Origin of the sequence: Shewanella sp. 11B5 (genome assembly GCF_002836795.1) — a bacterium.
GTDB classification, from domain to species: domain Bacteria; phylum Pseudomonadota; class Gammaproteobacteria; order Enterobacterales; family Shewanellaceae; genus Shewanella; species Shewanella frigidimarina.
This window is the reverse complement of the sequence record NZ_PJAP01000643.1, coordinates 1-3,625: the sequence shown is the minus strand read 5'-3', so window position 1 is coordinate 3,625 and position 3,625 is coordinate 1. Positions and strand designations below refer to the sequence as shown.

At 39.5% G+C, this 3,625-nt stretch carries 2 protein-coding genes; one reads left to right on the top strand and one right to left on the bottom strand.

The annotated features are described in order from the left end of the window. Window positions 1–2,384 (top strand): EAL domain-containing protein (locus CXF78_RS14750; RefSeq protein WP_102037223.1); only part of this gene is annotated, 2,384 nt, incomplete at its 5' end. Between the two features lie 727 nt (window positions 2,385–3,111). On the opposite strand, the gene CXF78_RS14745 is transcribed toward CXF78_RS14750, so the two are convergent. After that, complete coding sequence (locus CXF78_RS14745) at window positions 3,112–3,363, bottom strand: transposase (protein ID WP_011638820.1); 252 nt, start codon at window positions 3,361–3,363, stop codon at window positions 3,112–3,114. Window positions 3,364–3,625: the final 262 nt, after the last annotated feature.

Here is a 3,625-nt window from a genome sequence, read left to right as displayed (position 1 = left end):
TCTTTTTTTCAGAGTCTGGCACTAATGCACTCGCGTTAGTGGATAAAATTAAGCCTGATGTCATTTTACTCGATATTGAGATGCCTGACATGGATGGATGGGAAGTGTGTCGTGCACTCAAAGCTAATCCATTATTTAGCGATATTCCAATTATTTTTATTACCGGCCACACTGAGCCTGAATTTGAAAGGTTAGCGCTAGAAAGTGGTGGAGTCGATTTTATTACTAAACCTTTTAACGCTTCTATATGTTGCTTAAGGGTTCATACACAACTTAAATTTAGACAGCAAAATCAACTAATTATTAAAGCTAAAGAAGAGTTACAACAATTAGTTAATCAAGTCCCTATGCTTATTACTTATTGGGATGATTTAGGTCAAAATTTATTTAGTAATGACAACACTGGTTTATGGTTTGATAGCTTGGTCGGTGATGTTAAAAACAAGCATATTTCGACTATTTTTCCTGAAGCGCTCAGCAATGCAATTTTAAATCATCACCGTCATATTACCTCAGATGCATTAAAGTACATTGTCACCGTCCCTCAAAGTGTTGGTTTGAGTTTTTATGAAGTCTTTCAGTCCAAAATGAAATCAAGTGCTGGAGTCGATGGCTACTTGGTTACTGTTGTTGACGTCTCTGAAGTAAAGCATGCAAAGCAGGCGCTGTACTCTGAAAAGGAGCGTCTTCGAGTAACACTCAATTCTATTGGTGATGCTGTTATTGCGACTGACACAAGAGGGCTTATTACTTTTATGAACCCAATAGCGGAGCGCATGACAGGTTGGCGGTTAAAAGATGCATTACATCAAAAAATTGAAGATGTTATGCATTTGAAAGATTCTGATACTCAGCAGCCATTATTGAACCCGTTATATTTAGCTCTTCGCGAGCAGCGCATTGTGGCAATGGCGCTAAACAGCCTACTTACTTCACGTGGAGGGCATGTTTTTTATGTGGAGGATTCAGCCGCTCCAATCCGTAATGAAAATGGTGAAATGATTGGCGCCATTATGGTGTTTCATGATGTGAGTGAAGCGATGGCGATGGCGATGAAAATGAGCCATTTAGCCAACCATGATCAGTTAACTGATTTACCTAATCGGATATTACTTCAAGATAGGTTAAGCGTCGCGTGTTCTACAGCAAGATCCTATGGCACCAAAGCTGCTGCACTATTAATCGATATTGATCATTTTAAATTCCTTAATGATTCCTTAGGCCACCAATATGGTGATGAGCTCATTTGTATGATGGCAAGACGACTCCGCTCGTTAATACCTGCATCGTATACATTGGCGAGATTAGGTGGTGACGAATTTGTGATTTTAATGAGCGAGACTCGCTCTGTTGAGGCTTCTTCGCAATTAGCATCTACATTAGTTGAAGCGATGCATGAACCTTTTGTTCTTGATAATCAGAAGTTTAATGTGTCGATAAGTATTGGTGTTAGTGTGTTCCCAAATGATGCTGTAGATGCCGAGGAATTAATGAGACACGCGGACGTGGCAATGTACCGTGCCAAACAGGAAGGCCGAAATCGCTTCTGCTTTTTCTCGCATGATTTAGAAAGTTCGCTTATGGAGCGCCATCATTTAGAGACTCGCTTAAGAAAAGCATTAATTAATGATGAACTTTTTGTGCATTATCAACCTAAAATTGATTTACAGACAAACATTATTATTGGTGCTGAGGCTCTCGTTAGACTGGCCAATGATGAGGGTGAGCTTATCTCTCCCGCAGAGTTTATTCCATTAGCGGAAGAGTCCGGTTTAATTATTATGCTAGGTAAACAAGTGCTTAATAAGGCTTGTGCTGAAGCTAAACGTTGGTTAGAAATGGGCCATACGATTCCTATCTCGGTGAATGTGGCCGCGGCACAGTTTGCTGATCCCGACTTAGCCGGTATGATCAAGAAAGCACTATTGGACCACAATTTACCGGCGCATTTACTTGAATTGGAAATTACCGAAACTGCATTGATGATTGATGCAGCGGACATGCAAAACAAGTTGAGTGAGTTAATATCATTAGGGATTAAGATTGCTATTGACGATTTTGGTACTGGTTATTCCAGCTTGGCCTATTTGAAAAAGTTTAATGTTGATGTCATGAAAATTGATATGTCGTTTGTGAAAGACATGCTCAACAATAAGCACGATTATGAAATTGTGAAGACGATTATTTCATTGGGCAAATCGATGGGGTTAGTGCTAATTGCCGAAGGTGTTGAAACTAAAGAGCAAAGCCACGCATTAGTTGAATTGGGATGTTTTATGGGCCAAGGTTATTTGTTTAGTCGCCCACTCAATAGTACGGATTTTGAAGCCTTCATATCGCAGAGCAGCAAATGTGTTAAAGGTATCAATTCCGTCGATGAATAAGCGGTGGCTTATGCCAGTTAAGCTTGAGCTGTTTTTGAGTGAATAGAAATGAAAAAGCCCCATTGCATCCTTTGCGTTGGGGCTTTTGTTTGCATTGTCTGTGGTTATATTTATGCCACTGGGGTATCCAATACTCCAATGCTATCAACCTTTACCAATTGATGCTCCAGAGTGTTGTCAAGCTCGTGATTATTATTGTTTTGAGCTTGTCAGCCAGAGGCCGGAATAAAAATGACGTTATTAGATTATAGAGTCTGGGGACCCAATAACGCCTGAACTGTTGTGTTAGCTGCCGTCCTTAGCGGCTAACGGTAGGGCAATAAAGCGGCAAGGATGCAAGATATTTTGCGCTTGTTTTTATTAGAATGTTTGTTGCTGTGCGTTATCAACTTGCTGGGGGACGAGTTGTTAACACGGTCAAACATCCTTGCCAAAACGTTTTTGATACTTAGCTCCACTAATGGTGACAATAGCGCCGTTAATGGCGAAAGCTAAAATACCTAATAAAAATGACGTTATTGGATTAATAGAGTCTGGGGACCCAATAACGCCTGAACTGTTGTGTTAGCAGTCGCCCTTTACGGCTAACGGTAGAGCGATAAAGCGGCAAGGATGCAAGATATTTTGCGCTTATTTTTATTAGAATGTCTGTTGCTGTGTTATCAACTTGCTGGGGGACGAGTTGTTAATACGATCAAACATCCTTGCCAAAAATGGTTTTATGTTACTAACTTGCCATTGCTTGTAATTGTTGACTTAACTGGGCAATCTTTTGTTGTAAATAGGCTATTTCAGATACGATTGCGCCTTTGTTTTCTGTTTGGCGACTATCATTACTTCTGACCCATTGATAAACAGTTTTAGCCGACACACCATATTGTTTTGCTACGTCGGATAATAATCGATTATGGTTTTTGACTTCATTAATCACTTGTCTCTGTAAGTCGACTGGATATTGTCTCGCATTTGACATATTCATCAAATAATTTCCTTCTGATTTATCTATGTTTACCTGAGCGAGTTTCAACTTCATCCCACTGACTGCAACCGAGATGTGCTAAGAAAAAAATGTTTTGACGGCATTGTGCAATGACATTATTTACCATGACATTTATTGATATAATGCTATGTTTTACGGTTATTTTATTCATCGCTATCTCCTATAGTTACAATGGATTGCTTAAAAAACAAACTACTACTTAGTGGGTATATATTCTTATATGGAAAGCTTGTGCCAACTT

What these genes read in the sequence shown, in the direction of transcription:
- CXF78_RS14745 (WP_011638820.1), bottom strand. Translation starts at nt 3,363, where the DNA reads ATGAATATGTCAAATGCGAGACAATATCCAGTCGACTTACAGAGACAA.